Origin of the sequence: Streptomyces asiaticus, assembly GCF_018138715.1 — a bacterium.
GTDB lineage: Bacteria > Actinomycetota > Actinomycetes > Streptomycetales > Streptomycetaceae > Streptomyces > Streptomyces asiaticus.
Map to the genome: position 1 here is coordinate 1,358,123 of NZ_JAGSHX010000006.1, position 18,546 is coordinate 1,376,668.

Below are 18,546 nucleotides of genomic sequence, written 5' to 3' on the forward strand. Positions count from 1 at the left end.
CCGAAACCTGTGAATCCCGACGGCCTTTGAGTCATCCCGCGCTCGGGGCCGTATTCCCTTGCGCCGGAGCCCAAGGGAAGGGGACAGGCCGTGACGACGCTACTGAACAGCCGGGCCGGGCGGCGGCAGGCCATGCGCCGCATCCAGCCTCGCCGTTCGCCCGCCGTGCCGTTGATCCTGCTCAGCCTGGCAGGTGCGGCGGCGGTGCTGTCGCTGTGGTGGCAGAACACTCCGAACGTCGAGGGCACCGCACAGTGGCTGACCCACGCCGGGCGGCTCAGCGGGCTGCTCGGCGGCTATGTCCTCGCCCTCGTCGTCCTCCAGATGGCGCGCGTTCCGGCGCTGGAGCGGCGGGTGGGGTCGGACCGGGTCTCGCGGTGGCACGCGTTGAGCGGGCGGTACGCGCTGTGTCTGATCGTGGCGCATGTCGGACTGATCATCGCGGGCTACGCGGAGCAGGCCGGCACCGGCCTCGTCGACCAGTCCGTCACCGTGGTGATGGACTACCCGGACATGATCAAGGCGGTGGTCGGCACCGCGATGCTGGTGGTGATCGGGCTGATCTCGGCGGGGATGGTGCGCCGCCGGATGCCGTACGAGGTCTGGTACTACCTGCATCTGTTCACCTATCTGGCGGTCTTCCTGACGTTCTGGCACCAGCTCGCCACCGGCGCGGAGTTCGTCGGGAACAAGACCGCGGAGACCGCCTGGTACGCGCTGTACGGCACGGTCACCGCGCTGGTGGTCTGGTACCGGCTGCTGGTGCCGCTGCGGCTGAACCTGCGGCACCGGATGCGGGTGGAGGCCGTCGTACCGGAGGCGCCCGGAGTGGTGTCGGTGCTGATCAAGGGGCGCAAGCTGCACCGGATCGGGGCGCAGGCCGGGCAGTTCTTCCGATGGCGGTTCCTGGCCCCGGGGATGCGCTGGGGCTCCCATCCGTACTCGCTCTCCGCGCCGCCCCGGCCGGAGCTGCTGCGGATCACGGTGAAGGCGGTGGGCGGCCACAGCACGGGGCTGGCCTCGCTGGAGCCGGGGACGCGGGTGTGGGCGGAGGGGCCGTACGGCGCGATGACCGCGGCCCGGCGCAGCCGCGGCAAGGTGCTGATGATCGCGGGCGGTGCCGGGATCACCCCGATCCGGGCGCTGTTCGAGACGCTGCCGGGCAAGGGCAGCGACCTCACCCTGCTCTACCGGGCCCGCAGCGTCGAGGACCTGGCCCTGTGGAACGAGCTGAAGCAGATCGCGACCGAGCGCGGGGCCCGGCTGCTGTACGCGGTGAACGGCCCGGACGGCGCCCGGCCGGAGATCACCGCGGAGCGGCTCGGCCATCTGCTCCCCGATATCGAGGACCACGACGTCTATCTGTGCGGCCCACCGGGCCTGGCCGAGCACGCGTACGGGGCGCTGCGTGAGGCGGGGGTTCCGGATCGCCGGATCCACCACGAATCCTTCGAGCTGTGACCGAGGTGAAGCCATGAAGAGGAAGCATCCGCTGCGCCGCATCATCGTGGGAACGGCCGCCACCGTCTCCGGTGTGGTGCTGCTGCTCGCACTGAAGCAGCCCGGTTCCGGGGGCGGCCAGGCCGTCGCCGAGAACCAGCCGGGGCAGGCGCCCCCGGTCGCGGCCACGGCACGGCCGGGCGGGGCGGGCGCGGGGGCCGGGGCGGGTGCGGGCGGCGCCCGTACGGTCACCGGCGACGCCGTGCAGACGCAGTACGGCCCGGTCCAGGTGAGCCTCACCGTCAACGGCGGGAAGATCACCGGCGCGCAGGCGGTCAAGACCCCGGACTCCGGGCCGCGCAGCGAGCAGATCGCCAAGGACTCCATCCCCAAGCTCAACCAGCAGGCGGTGTCCGCGGCGAAGGTGGACACGGTCTCCGGGGCCACCTACACCAGCGAGGGCTACGCCAAGTCGCTCCAGAGCGCGCTCGACAAGGCAGGTGCCAAGTGACGTACGGAATGGACGAACCCGAGCCGCTGCGCCATGTCGAGCACGTCATGGGCACCGTCTTCTCCTTCGACATCCGCGAGGTCGCGCCCGCCGACCGGCCCCGGGTACAGGCCGCGCTGGACGGGGCCGTGGTGGGGCTGCACCGGGTGGACGAGCTGTTCTCCACCTATCGCCGGGACAGCCAGATCAGCCGGCTGGGGCGCGGTGAGCTGACACTGTCGCGCTGCGATCCCGAGGTCCGCGATGTGCTGCGGATGTGCGAGGACGCCGAGCACCGCAGCGGCGGCTGGTTCACCGCCCGCTACGCCGGTGGCCGCCTCGACCCGACCGGCCTGGTCAAGGGCTGGGCGGTGGAGCGCGCCGCCCGGATGCTGGTCTCCTCCGGCGCCGGGTCGGTGTGTGTGAACGGCGGCGGCGACGTCCAGGTGCACGGCGGCCCCTGGCGGGTGGGCATCGCCGATCCGCTGCGCCGGGGCGAGCTGGCCGCGATCGTGGAGGCCCACGGCGAGCTGGCGGTGGCCACCTCGGGCCCGGCCGAGCGGGGCTGCCACATCCTGGACCCCCACACCGGCCGTCCCCCGGCGCAGGGCCTGGCCTCGGTCACGGTGATCGCCACCAGCCTGGCCGACGCGGACGCCGTGGCCACCGCGGCCTGCGCCATGGGCGCCGAACGCGCCCGCCCCTGGCTGGGACGGCTCCCCGACGCCGAGGCGTTCGTCATCACCGCGGACGGCTCCACCTGGTACACCAGCGGCTTCGCCCGCTACTCGGCGGAGCTGTGCGTATAGGGCCGGTTGTCCGATCCGACACTGACACCCTGAGTAGGGATACTCAGGTGTCCGTCCGCTCCCCTCCCTATACTTTGTGTGGTTTTTCCATCACAGACCGGGGGGCAGAGGTCGTGACGACCTTTGAGCAGGAGTGGGCGCACATCAAAGCAGGTGCCGCCACGGACGTGAGCACGAGACTCGCGAGCGCCGACGGATGGGGCAAGGGCGGTGACTCGGGTGGCCTCCGGTCCGACAAGAAGGCATGGACCGCGGCGGCAAGCGGAGTCGGAACGGTCAAGGAGATCGCCAAGATCGCGCTGACGGAGCTGGAGCGGGGGCAGAAGAACCGCGGGGGCTTCGACCCGCTGGCGGTGCTCCCCGTGATCGGTCCCACTGCCGCTCCGGGCTCGCAGTGCATCGCCGCCCAGCGGGAGGTCTACCAGTCCTGGAAGCGATACCTGGACAATGTGACGGGCAGATGCGACGCGCTCAAGGGACGACTGGAAAAGGCGGGCCAGAACCACTACAAGAACGACAAGGCCGTCCAGGACGCGTTCGAGGCACTGGAGAAACGCTACGAAGACACCCCACAGGTGGGCGGCCAAAGCCGGGGCCGGTGATCCGAGCAGATGGACTACGCGGCGTTGAAGGCTCTCCAGCCGTCCGAGTTCGAGGATGCGGCGGCCGGGTACCGCGCCACCAGGGATCTGGTCAGCGGGGCCAAGGACATCCTGGAGCAGCGGATCGCGGGCAGGATGCAGGCCGATCTCGAGGGCGAGGCCGCGAGTGCCGCCCTCAAGCAGTTACGGGAGCTGTGGCAGAACTTCCACTACGTCCAGGTCGAGTGCGGCCTGCTCACCACGGCCCTCACAGCGCTGTTCTCCGAGATGGAGGCCGCCAAGAAGAAGCTCGAGGCCGCCGTCGAGGACGCCCGTGCCGACAAGATGACGGTGAACGCCGACGGCTCGGTCAGCTACCCGGCAGGGGGTGAGAAGGTCGACGGCAAGGTGCCGGAGGGTGGGAAAGTGACCGGCAGCGCCGGGGGTGACCGGGGCGGCAGTCCACTCGACCCGGTCGACCCGTCGTCCCTCGCCGACGCGCTCGACCGGCAGGCGGCGGCACAACACCCGAACCCCTACTTCGGCAGGGCCATCGAGTACGCCAACCGGATAGCCGAAGCGGTCAAAGAAGCCACCGAGGCCGACGAGCTGTGGGCCCCGAAGCTGCGGCGGCTCAAAGCCGATGACGACTTGACCGTCTCGTCCAAGGACTGGATCGACGTCGAGAAAGACACCGGCGGTGTCCGCAAGGCCGCCAAGAGCTATCTGGACGACATCAAGCCCCCTCCCAAACACGGTGATCCGATAGCGAACGCCGCCTGGTGGCGGGGCCTCTCGCCAGAGGAGCAGGACGCGTACCTCTCTTTGCACCCCGCCGGCGTGGGTGATCTGGACGGGCTCCCCGCTGAAGTCCGCGACGAGGCGAACCGTACCGTCCTCGCGGAGTCCCGCGCCCAGGTCACGGAGGAACGCACTCGTCTGCTGGCGCAGGAGCCCCAGCAGACCAAGGTGCTCTACGACCCCGAGACCGGGCAAGCGGTGGGGAAAGTGAATACGGTGGAGTGGAGCAAGTGGAACGACCGGAAGAAGCAGCTGGACAACGCTATATCCGGAATGGACATCATTCAGCGGCGCTTCGAGCAGACGGGGACCCAGGACCTGCCGAAAGCGTATCTACTCGGCTTCGATCCCTTCGCGAACAAGGATGGAAGGGTCATCATCGCCAACGGCAACCCGGATACCGCCGACCACACGGCGGTGTTCGTGCCAGGCACCAAAACGGTTCTGGGGAATATCGACGACGAAATCGACAAGAGTGATCGCCTGTGGCGGCAGAGCAACAAGCTGGCCCCTGGGGAATCCACCTCGACCATCACCTGGTTCGACTACGACGCACCGCGCTCGGCGAAGCCCGGTGACGCCGGAGACATCGACCCCGAGGCACGGCACGACTCCTATGCGAGCAAGGCCGCGCCCACGCTCCGGCATTTCATGGACGGCGCGGAGGCGGCCCATCGGTCGGCCACCGGGGACACCGCGCACACCACCCTCATCGGCCACAGCTATGGCAGTACAGTCATCGGCGACACAACCAAATACCCCAGTGATTATCGCGTCGCCGATGACATCATCGCCGTGGGCAGTCCCGGAATGCAGGTGGACCGTGCCGCGGATCTCGGCCTCAATCCGAAGCACGTATGGGCCATGGCCGGCGGCGGCGAAGACAGATGGGTCAGGGAAGGGGGGCGACTCGCCGGTCTCGGCGATAACAGAATCATTCCCACGGACGAGGCATTCGGCGCGAATCTCATGGCAAGCGACTCCCCCAGTCACGGCGGTTTCTGGAACGAGGAGAACGACAGACCGTCCGTCAGTCTGGAAAATCAAGCCAAGGTCATTGTCGGGAGATACGACGATGTCAAACTGTATAGGGAAGCACATTGGTGACGCGCATCGGTCGACGTCGTATCCGGATGGCTCTGGTGCTGCCATGTGCCCTGCTACCGATGGTGGGATGTTCCTCCGTGGACAGTGACGAGAACAAACTCGGCTACGAACCCGCGGCGCGGGACAAGCGGGAGGTCGAGGACGAAGTCGGCTCGCTGTCCAGCAGAGTCCTGGAGATGCTGCGGGTCAAAGGCCAGGTGACCGAACCCGGGCCCATGACCAACTTCTGCGACACCGGTGGTGATGACAGACCGCGCTACCGGGTCGTGGCCCATCCATGGTCGCTGTACGGCGTGGACAACACCGCCCTCGGTAAAGGGATGGGCCGCCTCGTGGACCAACTGCCGAAGAAGGGCTGGAAGGTGTTGCGACACGGGCCGGACAGCAGCAAGAACCGGAACCTGGAGATCGTGGCGGTCCACACGAAGACGCATACCCATCTCGAGGTCACCTGGATGAAGGGCCAGGACGGCCATGAGCCGTTGATCTCCGTCGATGTCACCTCCCGATGCTTCCGCGACGACAACGCACCGAGCGGCTGACCGTCGCGGCGCTCACCCCTGGTCGCGGATCGCCTCGGCCAGCACCTGGACATGGCCGTGGTCGAGGTCCTTCACGGCCGTGAGGAGGGTCAGGGGGCCGGAGGCGGTCAGCTCGCGGAGGTGGGCGACGGCCTCGCGGCGCTCCGGGGTGGTGAGCTCGGCGCGGTAGCGGCGGGTGAATTCCGGGAAGCGGTCCGGGTCGTGGCCGTACCAGCGGCGCAGCTCGGTGGACGGGGCGGCGTCCTTGACCCAGTCGTCCAGCTGGGCGTCGGCCTTGGCGAGGCCGCGCGGCCAGACGCGGTCCACCAGGACGCGGGTGCCGTCGTCCGGGTCGGGGGCGTCGTACACCCGGCGGATCCGGAGCTCGGGCTTGCTCGCGGAGGCTTTCTTGGTGGCCATACGCCCATGGAAACATCGACCCGGCGACCACCCGCAGGGATAATGCGCCACATGGGAAAGGTGTACGAACGTATCGAGGGCAGACTCCGCACCTTCATCGAAGAGCAGAAGATGTTCTTCACCGCCACCGCCCCGCTGGCCGGGGACGGCACGGTGAATCTCTCCCCGAAGGGGCTGACCGGCTCCTTCGCCGTGGTCGACGAACTGACCGTGGCCTACCTGGACTTCGCGGGGAGCAACGCGGAGACCATCGCCCATCTGCGGGAGAACGGCAGGATCACCCTGATGTGGTGCGCCTTCACCGGCCCGCCGAACATCGTGCGCGTGCACGGCCGGGGCGAGCCGGTGTTCCGTGACGATCCGCGCTTCCCCGCGCTGCTGACGCACTTCCCGGACATCGATGTCGAGGACCACGGGCTGCGGGCGGTCATCGTGGTGACGGCCGAGCTGATCCGGGACACCTGCGGGTATGCGGTGCCGTATCTGGACTACCGCGAGGACCGCCCGCTGCACGCCTCCCGCTTCCGGCGGGAGGACGACGAATCGCTGGACCGCTACTTCCACAAGAAGGAGCACATCGCCAGCAGCATCGACGGTCTGCCGGGGCTTCCACTGCCGCTGCCGCCACTGAGTTCCACATAGTGGGTGCAGTGACCACATAACGAGACGGTGTTGCGGAAGGCACCTCCGGAAGCGTTCCATCACGCGGTGCGATCCGAATCGAAGAGCTCCGCGGACAACTCCCCGACGACGGCGGGGCAGGCGCCCTCGTCGCCGGAGCCCGCCGCCGCCGACCGCGCGGCCCGGCGGGCCGTCACCGTCTTCCCCCTCCTCGTCCTCGCCGCCGGCGCGGCGGGCCTCGTCACGCCCGGCACCTTCAGCGGCTGGGCGCCGAACGTGCCCTATCTGCTCGGCGTGGTCATGTTCTGCATGGGGCTCACCATGACCCCGCGGGACTTCTCCGGTGTGGCCAAGCGGCCCTGGGCGGTGGCGCTCGGGCTGGTCGCGCACTATGTGATCATGCCGGGTCTCGGGTGGCTGATCGCCCACGCCCTCGGTCTCTCCCCGCAGTTGGCGGCCGGTGTCATCCTGGTCGGCTGTGCGCCGAGCGGAACGGCCTCCAATGTGGTGACGTATCTGGCGCGCGGCGATGTGGCGCTGTCGGTGTCCGTCGCCACCGTCTCCACGGTGCTCGCGCCGCTGGTCACCCCGCCGCTGACGCTGCTGCTTGCCGGGGAGTTCCTGCCGGTGGACGCGGAGTCGATGGTCACCGACATCCTCAAGACCGTACTGCTGCCGGTGGTCGGGGGGCTGGTCGTACGGCTGGTCGCCGGGCGGTTCATCCAGCGGTTGCTGGGGCTGCTGCCCTGGCTGTCGGCCGTCACCATCGGCGTGATCGTGGCCATCGTGGTGGCCGCCAGCGCGGACGCCATCAAGTCGGCGGCGGCGCTGGTGCTGCTCGCCGTGGTGCTCCACAACGGGCTCGGCCTGGCGCTGGGCTACGGGGCCGGGAAGCTGGCCCGGCTGGGCGCGCCCGCCAGCCGGGCCATGGCCTTCGAGGTCGGTATGCAGAACTCCGGGCTCGCCGCCTCCCTGGCCGCCGCCCACTTCAGCCCGCTGGCCGCGCTCCCGGCCGCGGTGTTCTCCGTCTGGCACAACGTCTCGGGGGCGGTGGTGGCGGCCTGGATGTCGTACCGTGCGCGGAACCGGAGCGCCTAAGCGCTCCGCGGGACGTGCCGCGAGGTGCGGTCGTTCATCCGCGGCTGCGTCGTGGCGGATCGCCCACGCGGCGGAGCCGCATATCGACACAGCCGCGGCGGAGCCGCACATCGACACAGCCCCACGCCCCTACGGGGCGCCTCAGCGCTCCTTCTGGGCCAGTCGCAGCAGATGGTCGGCGAGCGCCTGGCCGCCCAGTGGGTCGCGGCTGATCAGCAGGAGCGTGTCGTCGCCCGCGATGGTGCCGAGGATGTCGTGCAGCTCCGCCGAGTCGATGGCCGAGGCGAGGAACTGGGCGGCGCCCGGCGGAGTGCGCAGCACCACGAGGTTGGCCGACGCCTCCGCCGAGATCAGCAGCTCACCCGCCAGCCGGGCCATCCGCGCCTCGCTCGCCGACTCGCCGAGCGGGGCGCGCGGCGTACGGTCGCCGCCCTCGCTCGGCACCGCGTAGATCAGCTCACCGCCGGTGTTGCGGATCTTCACCGCGCCCAGCTCGTCCAGGTCCCGGGAGAGCGTCGCCTGGGTGACGGAGAGCCCGTCGTCCGCGAGCAGCTTGGCGAGCTGGCTCTGGGAGCGCACGGCCTGCCGGTTCAGGATGTCCACGATCCGGCGGTGGCGTGCGGTGCGGGTCTGCGGCACGGCCGGTCCGCCGTGGCCCGCGTCCTGCGCGTCGGTGTGCTGCGCCTCGGTCATCGGTGTCGTCAGTCTCCGGCTCGTCGTTCCCCGTCTCCCTCATGTGCGGCGTCCAGGACGGCGGGCAGCTCCCGGAGGAAGGTGTCCACCTCGCCGTCGGAGATGACGAGCGGCGGGGCGAGCCGGACCACATCCGGCGCGACCGCGTTCACCAGGAGTCCCGCGTCCTGAGCCGCCTTCTGCACCTGCGGCGCGAGGGACTCTGTGAGCACGATACCGAGCAGCAGCCCGGCGCCGCGGACCCGGGCGACCGATGCGTGGTCGAGCGATTCGATTCCGTTACGCAGCCGCTCCCCTGCCCGCTTGACCCGGTCCAGGAGGCCGTCGGCGGCGATGGTGTCGAGGACGGCGAGACCGGCGGCGCAGGAGACCGGGTTGCCGCCGAAGGTCGATCCGTGCTGACCCGGGGTCAGCAGATCGGCCGCGGGCCCGAAGGCCAGGGTGGCGCCGATGGGCAGCCCGGCGCCGAGCCCCTTGGCGAGGGTGACGACATCGGGCTCGACGCCCTGCGCCTGGTGCTCGAACCAGTGCCCGGTCCGCCCGATGCCGGTCTGGATCTCGTCGAGCACCAGCAGGGTGCCGGTGGCCCGGGTGATCTCCCGCGCCGCGGCCAGATAGCCGGCCGGCGGCACGATGACGCCGTTCTCACCCTGGATGGGCTCCAGGATGACGAGGGCGGTGTCGGTGGTGACGGCCGCGCGCAGCGCCTCCACGTCCCCGTACGGCACGTGGGTCACATCGCCGGGCAGCGGGAGGAAGGGCTCCTGCTTGGCGGGCTGGCCGGTCAGGGCCAGCGCGCCCATGGTGCGGCCGTGGAAGCCGCCGTCGGTGGCCACCATATGGGTGCGCCCGGTGCGCCGCCCGATCTTGAAGGCGGCCTCGACCGCCTCCGCGCCGGAGTTGGAGAAGTACACGCGCCCGGAGCGGCCGAAGAGCTGGAGCAGCCGCTCGGCGAGCGCCACCGGGGGCTCTGCCACGAAGAGGTTGGAGACATGGCCGAGGGTGGCGATCTGGTCGGACACCGCCCGGACGACGGCGGGGTGGGCATGGCCGAGGGAGTTGACCGCGATACCGCCGACGAAGTCGAGGTACTCCTTGCCGTCCGCGTCCCAGACCTTGGTGCCCTCACCGTGGGTGAGCGGGAGGCGGGGGGTGCCGTAGTTGTCCATGAGCGCCCCCTGCCAGCGCCGCTTCAGCTCCGCGTTGCTCACTGGTCCTCCCCCTTGTCGCCGTCGCTGTCCTGGTCGTCGTTGCCGATCGCGGTCCCGTCCGGCAGGACCATCGTGCCGATGCCCTCGTCGGTGAAGATCTCCAGCAGGATGGAGTGCGGTACCCGCCCGTCGAGCACCCGGGCGGTGGTGACCCCGTGGCGCACGGCGTACAGACAGCCCTCCATCTTCGGCACCATGCCGCTGGCCAGCTCCGGCAGCAGCTTCTCCAGCTGGCTCGCGGTGAGCTTGCTGATCACCTCGTCGCTGTTGGGCCAGTCGGCGTAGAGGCCCTCGACATCGGTGAGCACCATCAGCGTCTCGGCGCCCAGCGCGACGGCGAGGGCGGCCGCGGCCGTGTCCGCGTTGACGTTGTAGACATGGCCGTCGTCGGCGCTGCGGGCGATGGAGGAGACGACCGGGATCCGGCCGTCGTCCAGCAGGGCCCGGACCGCGCCGGTGTCCATCTCGGTGATCTGGCCGACCCGGCCGATGTCCACCTGCTCGCCGTCGATCTCGGCGAAGTGCTTGGTGGCGGACATCAGATGCGCGTCCTCGCCGGTCATGCCGACGGCCAGCGGGCCGTGCCGGTTGAGCAGCCCGACCAGTTCGCGCTGGACCTGTCCGGCCAGCACCATCCGTACGACGTCCATGGCGTCGTCGGTGGTGACCCGCAGCCCGGCCTTGAACTCGCTCACCAGGCCGTGCCGGTCCAGCTGTGCGCTGATCTGGGGGCCGCCGCCGTGGACGACGACCGGGCGCAGACCCGCGTGGCGCAGGAAGACGACGTCCTGGGCGAAGGCGGCCTTCAGCTCGTCGTCCACCATGGCGTTGCCGCCGAACTTGACCACCACGGTCTTGCCGTGGTGCCGGGTCAGCCAGGGCAGCGCCTCGATGAGGATGCGGGCCTTGGGCAGAGCGGTGTGTTTACGGGTGGCGGTCGGCTGGCTCATGAGGAATAAGCGCTGTTCTCGTGGACGTAGTCGGCGGTGAGGTCGTTGGCCCAGATGACCGCCGAGGCGCTGCCCGCGGACAGGTCGGCGGTGATGCGGACCTCGCGGTAGCGCATGTCGACCAGCTCCCGGTCCTCGCCCACCGAGCCGTTCTTGCACACCCAGACGTCGTTGATCGCGACGTTGAGCTGGTCCGGTTCGAAGGCGGCCGAGGTGGTGCCGATCGCGGAGAGCACCCGGCCCCAGTTGGGGTCCTCGCCGTGCACGGCGCACTTGAGGAGGTTGTTACGGGCGATCGAGCGGCCCACCTCCACCGCGTCGTCCTCGGTGGCCGCGCCCACGACCTCGATCCGGATGTCCTTGGAGGCGCCCTCGGCGTCCCCGATCAGCTGGCGGGCGAGATCGGCGCAGACCTCGCGGACCGCCTCGGCGAACTCCGCGGTGTCGGGGGCGACGCCGGAGGCGCCGGAGGCCATCAGCAGCACCATGTCGTTGGTGGACATGCAGCCGTCGGAGTCGACCCGGTCGAAGGTGGTGCGGGTGGCGGCGCGCAGCGCGGTGTCCAGCCCCGGGGCGTCCACGTCGGCGTCGGTGGTGAGGACGACGAGCATGGTGGCCAGGCCCGGGGCCAGCATCCCGGCCCCCTTGGCCATACCGCCCACGGTCCAGCCGGCCGGGCTCTGTACGACGGCCGTCTTGTGGACGGTGTCGGTGGTCTTGATGGCGATCGCGGCCTTCTCGCCGCCGTGCGGGGAGAGCGCCTCGGCGGCCTTGCCGACCCCGGACAGCACCGCGTCCATGGGCAGCCGGACGCCGATGAGCCCGGTGGAGGCCACGGCGACCTCGCCCGCGCTGTGGCCGAGGACCTCCGCGACCTTCTCGGCGGTGGCGTGGGTGTCCTGGAAGCCCAGCGGGCCGGTGCAGGCGTTGGCGCCACCGGAGTTGAGGACGGCGGCCGAGACCTGACCGCCCTTGATGACCTGCTCGGACCACAGGACGGGGGCGGCCTTGACGCGGTTGGAGGTGAAGACGGCCGCGGCGGCGAGGCGCGGGCCGGTGTTCACCACGAGTGCGAGGTCGGGGTTTCCGTTCTCCTTGATCCCTGCCGCGACGCCGGAGGCCGTGAAGCCCTGGGCTGCCGTAACGCTCATGGAGCGACTCCGATCGTGGAAAGTCCCAGCTCCTCGGGGAGGCCGAGGGCGATGTTCATGCTCTGCACCGCGCCGCCCGCGGTGCCCTTGGTCAGGTTGTCGATGGCGCTGATCACGAGGGCGCGGCCGGCCGCCTCGTCATGGGCGACCTGGAGCAGCGCGGCGTTGGATCCGTACACGGCGGCGGTGGAGGGCCACTGGCCCTCGGGGAGGAGGGTGACGAACGGTTCGTCCCGCAGCGCCTTGGCGTACGCGGCGCGCAGGCTCTCCCCGGTGACTCCGGGCCTGGCCTTGGCGCTGCACGTGGCGAGGATGCCGCGGGGCATCGGGGCGAGGGTCGGGGTGAAGGAGACCGACACCCGCTCCCCCGCCGCGGCGGACAGGTTCTGGATCATCTCGGGGGTGTGCCGGTGGCCGCCGCCGACGCCGTACGGGCTCATCGAGCCCATCACCTCGCTGCCCAGCAGATGCGGCTTGGGTGCCTTCCCCGCGCCCGAGGTTCCGGAGGCGGCGACGATGACCGCCTCGGGCTCCAGCAGCCCGGCCGCGTACGCCGGGAAGAGCGCGAGGGAGACGGCGGTGGGGTAGCAGCCCGGCACCGCGATGCGCTTGGCGCCCTCCAGCGCGGCGCGGGCGCCGGGCAGCTCGGGCAGGCCGTAGGGCCAGGTACCGGCGTGCGGCGAACCGTAGAACTTCTCCCAGTCCGCCGCGTCCTTCAGCCGGAAGTCGGCGCCGCAGTCGATGACCAGGACCTGGTCCCCGAGCTGCTCGGCCACGGCGGCGGACTGCCCGTGCGGCAGGGCCAGGAAGACCACGTCATGCCCGGCCAGCGCCTCGGCGGTGGTGGGCTCCAGCACCCGCCCGGCCAGCGGGAGCAGATGGGGCTGAAGCCCGGCGAGGGGCTGTCCGGCGTTGGAGTTTCCGGTCAGGGTGCCGATCTCCACCTCGGGGTGGGCGAGCAGCAGCCGCAGCAGTTCCCCGCCCGCGTATCCGCTCGCGCCCGCCACCGCAGCACGTATGGCCATCGCCGTCGTCCTCCCTAGATGATGGCATGACTATACGTTCGACGACAGCTTTATGCAAAGGGTGGCCGGATTCCCACGGCCGAGGTGAAGCGGCTCAGATGACGATGACCCGGCGCCCGCGCGTATGACCGGCCTGGCTGTCGACATGCGCCGCCGCGGCCCCGGCGAGCGGGTACGACTTCTCCACCGGGATGTGGAGCCTTCCCCGCGAGATGAGGTCGACGGCCTCGGCGAGCGCTTCCGGCACGCTCCCGGCCACGCCGGAGAACCGGACGCCGAGCTCCGGCGCGCCGAGATCGGCGATGGAGATCACCTTCCGCGGATCGCCGGTCAGCTCGACGAGTTCGCGGATCACCCCCGAACCGGCCAGGTCGAGAGCCGCGTCGACCCGGCCGAGCCGCCGCACCCGCTCGACCCAGCCCTCGCCGTACGTCGTGGGGATGGCACCCAGGCTCCGCAGATAGTCCTGGTTCGCGGCCCCGGCCGTGCCGATCACCGTGATGCCGCGGTCGTGGGCGATCTGGAGCACCGCCGAGCCGACTCCCCCGGACGCGCCGCTGACCAGCAGCGTCTGGCCGGGCCGTACGCCGACCTCGCGGATGACGCGCAGCGCGGTCTCCACCACGGAGGGGTATCCGGCCGCCTCCTCGAACGTCAGCCCCTCGGGCATCCGGGCCCAGGCCGACAGCACGGCGAACTCGGCATAGGTGCTCGAACCCTCGCCGAACACACGGTCGCCGACCTCGACCCCTTCGACGCCCTCGCCGACCTCGTCCACGACCCCGGAGGCGTCCAGCCCGACTCCGGAGGGCAACACGGTCGGATGGGCCCCCAGGACCTGGCCTTCACGGATCCGCCAGTCGACGGGGTTCACGCCCGCCGCCCGCACGGCGATGCGTATCCGGCCGGGGCCCGCGTGGGGCTCCTCGGCGTCGATGAGTTGCAGAACGTCCGGACCGCCGAACTCGGCGAAGCTCACTCTCTTCATGCCGCCGACCGTAACACTAACCGTTAGGGTTTAAAAACGGTTTCGGTTTTGGATTTGATAGCGTGAGAGACATGACCGTGCCGCCCGGACGCCGTGAGCGCAAGAAGGCCGCGACCCGCCAGAAGATCGCCGATACCGCCCTGCGGCTCTTCCTGGAACGCGGGTACGAGGCGGTGGGCATCCGTGAGGTGGCCGCCGAGGCCGACGTGGCCGTCACCACGCTCTTCTCCCACTTCACCTCGAAAGAGGCCCTGGTGTTCGAGCAGGACCAGGACTTCGAGCAACGCCTCACACAGGCGGTCACCGGCCGGGCGCCGGACGCGCCGCTCCTCCCCGCGCTGCGCCGTGAGGTCCACGCCCTGGTGCGCCATTGCACGGCGGACGGCGCCGCCCCGATCTGGCACATGATCGAGGCATCGCCCGCGCTGCGGGAGTACGAGGAGTCGATGAGGCTGCGCCATGCGGAGTCGCTGGCAGCGGCCATCGCCAACGATCCCGGGCTGTCGCGGACCACGACGGCCTGCCGGACGATCGCGAGGTTCGTGATCGACGCCTATGCGCTGGCCCGTGAGGCGGCCGATCCGGAGGCCGCGGTGGACGAGATCTTCCGGATGATCGAGGCGGCCTGGGAGGTCGCCTCACCGGCCCGGCGGGCGTGAGGAACTGTTCCTCCAGGTAAAACAGGGACCGCCCCCGGCCGGGCGAGTGCCGGCCGGGGGCGGTGTGGTGCGGTGGTGCGTCAGGCGCGCCAGGCGGGTCAGCCGAGGGTGGCGAGGGCCTGGTTGAGGGTCGCGGACGGGCGCATGACGGCCGCGGCCTTGGCCGTGTCGGGGTGGTAGTAGCCGCCGATGTCGGCCGGGGAGCCCTGGACCGCGAGCAGCTCGTCGACGATCGTCTGCTCCTGGGCGGAGAGCGTCTCGGCGAGCTGGGCGAACGCCTTGGCCAGGTCGGTGTCGTCGGTCTGCTTGGCCAGCTCCTGGGCCCAGTACAGGGCCAGGTAGAAGTGGCTGCCGCGGTTGTCGATCCCGCCGACGCGACGGCTGGGCGACTTGTTCTCGGCGAGGAAGGTGCCGGTCGCCCGGTCGAGGGTGTCGGCGAGGACCTGGGCCCGCGCGTTGCCCGTCTTCTGCGCGAGGTGCTCGAAGCTGACCGCGAGGGCGAGGAACTCGCCCAGGCTGTCCCAGCGCAGGTAGTTCTCCTTGACCAGCTGCTGGACGTGCTTGGGCGCCGAGCCGCCCGCGCCGGTCTCGAACAGACCGCCGCCGTTGATCAGCGGGACGACCGAGAGCATCTTGGCGCTGGTGCCCAGCTCCAGGATCGGGAACAGGTCGGTCAGGTAGTCACGCAGGACGTTGCCGGTGACCGAGATCGTGTTCTCGCCGCGGCGGATCCGCTCGAGGGAGAGCTTGATCGCCTCGACCGGGGCCAGGATCCTGATGTCCAGGCCCTCGGTGTCGTGCTCCGGCAGGTACGCCTTGACCTTCTCGATGAGGTTGGCGTCGTGGGCGCGGCCCTCGTCCAGCCAGAAGACGGCCGGGTCGCCGGTGGCGCGGGCGCGGGTGACGGCCAGCTTGACCCAGTCCTGGATCGGCACGTCCTTGGTCTGGCACATCCGGAAGATGTCACCGGCGCCGACGACCTGCTCGATGACCGCGTTGCCCGCCCCGTCCAGGACGCGGACGGTGCCGGTGGTGGGGATCTCGAAGGTCTTGTCGTGGCTGCCGTACTCCTCGGCCTTCTGCGCCATCAGGCCGACGTTGGGCACCGAGCCCATCGTGGCCGGGTCGAAGGCGCCGTGGGCGCGGCAGTCGTCGATGACGGCCTGGTAGATCCCGGCGTAGCTGCTGTCCGGGATCACCGCGAGGGTGTCGTGCTCCTCGCCGTCCGGGCCCCACATGTGGCCGGAGGTGCGGATCATGGCCGGCATGGAGGCGTCGACGATGACGTCGGACGGCACATGCAGGTTGGTGATGCCGCGGTCGGAGTCGACCATGGCCAGCTCCGGGCCCTCGGCCAGCTCGGCGTCGAAGGACGCCTTGATCGCCGCGCCCTCGGGCAGGCCCTCCAGGCCCTTGAGGATGCCGCCCAGACCGTCGTTCGGGGTCAGACCGGCGGCGGCGAGGGTCTCACCGTGCTCGGCGAAGGTCTTGGGGAAGAAGGCGCGTACGCCGTGGCCGAAGACGATCGGGTCGGAGACCTTCATCATCGTGGCCTTCAGGTGCAGCGAGAACAGCACGCCCTCCGCCTTGGCGCGGGCCACCTGCGCCGAGAGGAACTCGCGCAGCGCCGCGACGCGCATCACGGAGGCGTCCACGACCTCGCCCGCCAGCACCGGTACCGACTCGCGCAGCACGGTGGTGGAGCCGTCGTCGCCCGCCAGCTCGATGCGCAGCGAGCCGTCCTCCGGGATCACCACGGACTTCTCGGTGGAGCGGAAGTCATCGGTGTCCATGTGGGCCACATTGGTCTTGGAATCGGCCGTCCAGGCGCCCATGCGGTGCGGGTTGGCCTTGGCGTAGTTCTTCACCGAGGCGGGGGCGCGGCGGTCGGAGTTGCCCTCGCGCAGCACCGGGTTCACCGCGGAGCCCTTGACCTTGTCGTAACGGGCGCGGATCTCCCGCTCCTCGTCGGTCTTCGGGTCGTCCGGGTAGTCCGGCAGCGCGTAGCCCTGCTGCTGGAGCTCGGCGACCGCGGCCTTCAGCTGCGGGATCGAGGCCGAGATGTTCGGCAGCTTGATGATGTTGGCCTCGGGGGTCTTGGCAAGGTCACCCAGCTCGGCGAGGGCGTCGGGGATGCGCTGGCCCTCTTCCAGGTGCTCGGGGAACTGGGCGATGATCCGGCCCGCCAGGGAGATGTCCCGGCTCTCGACGCCGACCCCGGCCGTGGAGGCATACGCCTCGATCACCGGCAGGAACGAGTACGTCGCGAGGGCAGGGGCCTCGTCCGTGTGCGTATAGATGATGGTCGAGTCAGTCACCGGGTGCTCCGCTCCACGTCTGCAACATTGCTCGACATCAAGATATCCGGTGCCGAGTGCTTTCCCGAAAGGGCCCTGGGCAGAAAGCCGCGCCCTGGTCACGGCACGCGCTCCGATGGGATCGTCCGGTCCATGCCGATGACTCTGCGGGGCGCGCGGGTGGTGCTGCGCCCCACCGTCCCTTCCGATGTTCCCTCCCTGGCCGCGATCCGCGCCACGCCCGAGGTGTACGCGCGCTGGCGGGGCGGCGAGGACCTGGTGGCGGCCGTGCTCGAGGACCTGGCCGAGCCCGGCGCCGAGCAGCTGACCATCGAGGACGGGGACGGGGACGAGGACGAGGGCGTGGTGATCGGCATGATCCAGTGGTCGGCCGAGGCCGATCCGGAGTACCGGCACGCGAGTATCGACATCTATCTGGACCCGGCGATGCACGGGCGGGGGCTGGGCACCGACGCCGTACGCACCCTGGCCCGCCATCTGATCGCCGACCACGGCCACCACCGGATCGTGATCGACCCGGCGGCGGACAACGCCGCCGCGATCCGGTGCTACGCCAAGGTCGGCTTCCGGCCCGTCGGCGTCATGCGGTCCTATGAGCGCGGCGCCGACGGTACGTGGCATGACGGCCTGCTGATGGATCTGCTGGCCGAGGAGCTGACCCCGTGAGCGGGAGGCCCTCGCGTTCTACTTCTCTCACGCACCGACCACTCTCACGCACCGTCCACTCTCACGCACCGTCCACGCGCAGCCGCCACTCGCCCGCCCGGCCGGTGAGGGTGACTGTGGAGAGCGGGCGGATGTCGACGTTCCAGTAGCAGTGCGGCGGCGCCTTGATCGCGTACATCAGGGCGGCGCGGACCACCCCGGGGTCGGCCACGGCCACCATCTTGGCGTGGTCCTCGGCCGGGCGGGTGTCCAGCCAGCCGCCGATCCGCATGATGAACGCGTGCAGCGACTCCCCGCCGTGCGGTGATGAGCGCGGATCGCCGAGCCAGGCGTCCACCTCCGTGGGTTCGCGCGCCATCACATCGGCGAGGGAACGGCCCGCCCAGCGGCCCATGTCGCAGTCGCGCAGGGCGAGTTGGACCAGCGGGGTGAAGCCCAGCGCGTCGCCGGTCTCCCGGCTGCGGGTCGACGGCGAGCAGTAGCGCAGCTCCGCCGCGGCCAGCGGCAGCAGCCCGGGGGCCGCGCGCTCGGCGGCGAGCCGGCCCTCCGAATCCAGCGGCCGGTCGTCGCCGAAGCGCTCCCCCAGCCGGGAGGAGCTGCGGCCGGCGGCGACCAGCGTCAGCCGAAACGTCATCCCGGCATCGTAAGGTCACGGCCGCGGCTCCAGGGCCCGTAACCAGGAGAAGAGCAGCGCCTTTCGGTGTGCGCCGGGTCGCTGGGCGGCTCGAAGCGGCCGTCGCGTGAACACCGTGCGCATCGTGGGTGGCGGGCAGGGTGGCGGACGCCCCGGAGGGGCGGGGGCTGTGTCGATGTGCGGCTCCGCCGCCCTTTCCCCTCCCCGCCCCTTCCCGATACCAGGGGCTCCGCCCCTGGACCCCAAGTCCGGGGGCGGAGCCCCGCCACGCGGCGGAGCCGCATATCGATGCCGCGGGGAGGGGCGGAGCCCGGGGCCGGGGTCTGGGGCAGAGCCCCGGGCTCGGGGCCTGGAGCGAAGCCC

General features: G+C 70.6%; 19 protein-coding genes. 10 read left to right on the forward strand and 9 right to left on the reverse strand.

Annotation, left to right across the window (positions count from 1 at the left end; translation table 11 throughout):
* The first annotated feature begins 132 nt into the window (after window positions 1–132).
* The 6 genes from KHP12_RS13410 (at window position 133) to KHP12_RS13435 (ending at window position 5,770) form a co-directional block, all read left to right on the forward strand.
* On the forward strand, window positions 133–1,461 hold the full coding sequence (locus KHP12_RS13410) for a ferredoxin reductase family protein (RefSeq protein ID WP_051573977.1): 1,329 nt from the start codon (window positions 133–135) through the stop codon (window positions 1,459–1,461).
* A gap of 13 nt (window positions 1,462–1,474) precedes the next feature.
* Window positions 1,475–1,951 (forward strand): FMN-binding protein, encoded by a 477-nt coding sequence (locus tag KHP12_RS13415; protein ID WP_210610181.1) that lies wholly within the window; start codon window positions 1,475–1,477, stop codon window positions 1,949–1,951.
* 47 nt (window positions 1,952–1,998) lie between these two features.
* A complete protein-coding gene (locus KHP12_RS13420) occupies window positions 1,999–2,739 on the forward strand; it encodes an FAD:protein FMN transferase (RefSeq protein ID WP_372455298.1) in 741 nt (246 codons plus the stop codon).
* Between the two features lie 167 nt (window positions 2,740–2,906).
* The gene (locus KHP12_RS13425; protein ID WP_244203035.1) at window positions 2,907–3,341 is read left to right on the forward strand and encodes a hypothetical protein; all 435 of its coding nucleotides are present in this window, start codon (window positions 2,907–2,909) and stop codon (window positions 3,339–3,341) included.
* 9 nt (window positions 3,342–3,350) lie between these two features.
* Entirely contained in the window at window positions 3,351–5,228 is a 1,878-nt protein-coding gene (locus tag KHP12_RS13430; protein WP_086883471.1) for an alpha/beta hydrolase, read from the forward strand.
* 77 nt (window positions 5,229–5,305) lie between these two features.
* A complete protein-coding gene (locus KHP12_RS13435) occupies window positions 5,306–5,770 on the forward strand; it encodes a hypothetical protein (protein ID WP_143678163.1) in 465 nt (154 codons plus the stop codon).
* 12 nt (window positions 5,771–5,782) lie between these two features.
* Here the strand turns inward: KHP12_RS13435 and KHP12_RS13440 are convergent, their stop codons facing one another.
* Window positions 5,783–6,169 (reverse strand): DUF488 domain-containing protein, encoded by a 387-nt coding sequence (locus KHP12_RS13440; RefSeq protein WP_086883473.1) that lies wholly within the window; start codon window positions 6,167–6,169, stop codon window positions 5,783–5,785.
* Window positions 6,170–6,220: 51 nt separating this feature from the next.
* On the opposite strand from KHP12_RS13440, the gene KHP12_RS13445 reads away from it, so the two are divergent.
* Window positions 6,221–6,811 carry a pyridoxamine 5'-phosphate oxidase family protein gene (locus tag KHP12_RS13445; protein WP_086883474.1) on the forward strand — a complete coding sequence of 197 codons (591 nt, stop codon included), beginning with the start codon at window positions 6,221–6,223 and terminating at the stop codon, window positions 6,809–6,811.
* A 66-nt stretch (window positions 6,812–6,877) separates the two neighbouring features.
* Complete coding sequence (locus tag KHP12_RS13450) at window positions 6,878–7,888, forward strand: bile acid:sodium symporter family protein (RefSeq protein WP_308016769.1); 1,011 nt, start codon at window positions 6,878–6,880, stop codon at window positions 7,886–7,888.
* A 141-nt stretch (window positions 7,889–8,029) separates the two neighbouring features.
* On the opposite strand, the gene KHP12_RS13455 is transcribed toward KHP12_RS13450, so the two are convergent.
* The 6 genes from KHP12_RS13455 to KHP12_RS13480 form a co-directional block, all read right to left on the reverse strand.
* Window positions 8,030–8,581 (reverse strand): arginine repressor, encoded by a 552-nt coding sequence (locus KHP12_RS13455; protein WP_044568653.1) that lies wholly within the window; start codon window positions 8,579–8,581, stop codon window positions 8,030–8,032.
* A gap of 8 nt (window positions 8,582–8,589) precedes the next feature.
* Window positions 8,590–9,792, reverse strand: coding sequence for an acetylornithine transaminase (locus tag KHP12_RS13460; RefSeq protein WP_037964502.1), 1,203 nt, complete (start codon window positions 9,790–9,792; stop codon window positions 8,590–8,592).
* Entirely contained in the window at window positions 9,789–10,742 is a 954-nt protein-coding gene (gene argB, locus KHP12_RS13465) for an acetylglutamate kinase (RefSeq protein WP_211832993.1), read from the reverse strand. Before argB ends, KHP12_RS13460 begins: the two co-directional genes overlap by 4 nt.
* The gene (gene argJ / locus KHP12_RS13470) at window positions 10,739–11,893 is read right to left on the reverse strand and encodes a bifunctional glutamate N-acetyltransferase/amino-acid acetyltransferase ArgJ (protein WP_037964498.1); all 1,155 of its coding nucleotides are present in this window, start codon (window positions 11,891–11,893) and stop codon (window positions 10,739–10,741) included. Before argJ ends, argB begins: the two co-directional genes overlap by 4 nt.
* Window positions 11,890–12,918, reverse strand: a complete 1,029-nt coding sequence (gene argC / locus KHP12_RS13475; protein WP_086883476.1) for an N-acetyl-gamma-glutamyl-phosphate reductase — start codon at window positions 12,916–12,918, stop codon at window positions 11,890–11,892. Before argC ends, argJ begins: the two co-directional genes overlap by 4 nt.
* 94 nt (window positions 12,919–13,012) lie before the next feature.
* Entirely contained in the window at window positions 13,013–13,906 is an 894-nt protein-coding gene (locus tag KHP12_RS13480) for an NADP-dependent oxidoreductase (RefSeq protein WP_086883477.1), read from the reverse strand.
* Window positions 13,907–13,977: 71 nt separating this feature from the next.
* On the opposite strand from KHP12_RS13480, the gene KHP12_RS13485 reads away from it, so the two are divergent.
* Window positions 13,978–14,565 carry a TetR/AcrR family transcriptional regulator gene (locus tag KHP12_RS13485; RefSeq protein WP_086883478.1) on the forward strand — a complete coding sequence of 196 codons (588 nt, stop codon included), beginning with the start codon at window positions 13,978–13,980 and terminating at the stop codon, window positions 14,563–14,565.
* A gap of 98 nt (window positions 14,566–14,663) precedes the next feature.
* Here KHP12_RS13485 and KHP12_RS13490 read toward each other — a convergent pair whose 3' ends face one another.
* On the reverse strand, window positions 14,664–16,883 hold the full coding sequence (locus KHP12_RS13490) for an NADP-dependent isocitrate dehydrogenase (protein ID WP_086883479.1): 2,220 nt from the start codon (window positions 16,881–16,883) through the stop codon (window positions 14,664–14,666).
* A gap of 138 nt (window positions 16,884–17,021) precedes the next feature.
* On the opposite strand from KHP12_RS13490, the gene KHP12_RS13495 reads away from it, so the two are divergent.
* Complete coding sequence (locus KHP12_RS13495; protein ID WP_086883482.1) at window positions 17,022–17,549, forward strand: GNAT family N-acetyltransferase; 528 nt, start codon at window positions 17,022–17,024, stop codon at window positions 17,547–17,549.
* Between the two features lie 61 nt (window positions 17,550–17,610).
* On the opposite strand, the gene KHP12_RS13500 is transcribed toward KHP12_RS13495, so the two are convergent.
* Window positions 17,611–18,183, reverse strand: coding sequence for a histidine phosphatase family protein (locus KHP12_RS13500; protein ID WP_210610179.1), 573 nt, complete (start codon window positions 18,181–18,183; stop codon window positions 17,611–17,613).
* Window positions 18,184–18,546: the final 363 nt, after the last annotated feature.